Genomic DNA, 1,318 nt, shown 5'->3' with positions numbered 1-1,318 from the left:
CACCACCGGCGTCGGGGTTGAGGTGCTGCGCGATACCGTGCGGGCCCTGCGCACCGAACCGATGCCGGGCCTGCCCCCGCTGACCGGCGGCATGGTGGGCTTCATCGGCTGGGAGTGCGTGCGGCATTGGGAAAAGCTGCCCAACCCGCCGGCCGATGACCTGAAGCTGCCGGAGCTGAGCATGAACCTGGTCGGCGACCTGGCCGTGCACGACGCCGCGGAGGGCACGGTCACGCTGATCGCCAACGCCATCAACTTCGACGGGCGGGCCGAACGCGCGGAGCAGGCTATGATGACGCGGTCCAGCGCCTGCACCGGATGCTGGAGCAGCTGGACGGGCACCTGGCCCACCGGCGGGGCGGTGCTGCAGGGCACCGACGTGCCGCGTGAAGAGCTGATGGAGCGGTCACCCACTCCTGGGACGAGCAGCAGTACCTGCAGGCGATCCGCGAATCGAAACAGGCGATTGTGGATGGTGAGGTGTTCCAGATCGTGGTCTCGCGCCGGTTCGAGCTGGAAACCCAGGCCAGCGCGCTGGACATCTACCGGGTGCTGCGCGCCACCAACCCGAGCCCCTACATGTACCTGTACAACTTCGTCGACGAGGACGGCCAGCCCTTCCAGGTTGTCGGCTCCTCCCCGGAGGCGCTGGTGACCGTGAACGACGGGCACGTGGTCACCCACCCGATCGCCGGCTCCCGCCCGCGCGGTGCGAACTACGAGGAGGACCAGCTGCATGAGAAGTCGCTGCTGGCCGACGAGAAGGAACGCGCCGAGCACCTGATGCTGGTCGACCTCTCCCGCAACGACCTGTCCAAGGTTTGCCAGGCCGGCACGGTGGAGGTCACCCAGTTCATGGAGGTGGAGCGCTTCAGCACATCATGCACCTGGTCTCCAACGTGGTGGGCAAGGTGCGTGAGGGAATCGAAGCGTACGACGTGCTGGCCGCGACGTTCCCGGCCGGCACGCTCTCCGGGGCGCCCAAGCCCCGCGCCCTGCAACTGCTGGATGAGTACGAGTACCGCCGCGGGGTGTACGGGGGAGTGGTTGGCTATCTGGACTTCGCCGGGGACATGGACATGGCCATCACCATCCGTTCGGCGCTGCTGAAGGACGGGCGGGCCTATGTGCAGGCCGGCGGTGGGATTGTCAACGATTCGAAGCTGGCCGACGAGGCCCTGGAAACCATCAACAAGGCCGCCGCACCGCTGCGCGCGGTCTGGGCCGCGCAGAGCCTGCGCCAGGCCACCGACGTGACGGAAGGTGCATGATGCGCAAGATGCTGAGCCTGAGGAACGTGGCACTGTTCGGGTGGTCG

General features: G+C 67.6%; 1 pseudogene. It reads left to right on the top strand.

Going from position 1 to position 1,318, the window contains the following annotated elements:
• Window positions 1-1,271: pseudogene (locus JCM19049_RS14405) on the top strand (chorismate-binding protein); the annotation flags it as partial.
• Window positions 1,272-1,318 lie beyond the last annotated feature (47 nt).

This window comes from Arthrobacter sp. JCM 19049 (assembly GCF_001310435.1).
The sequence above is the reverse complement of the archived record's forward strand: the minus strand, read 5'-3'. Positions and strand labels throughout refer to the sequence as shown.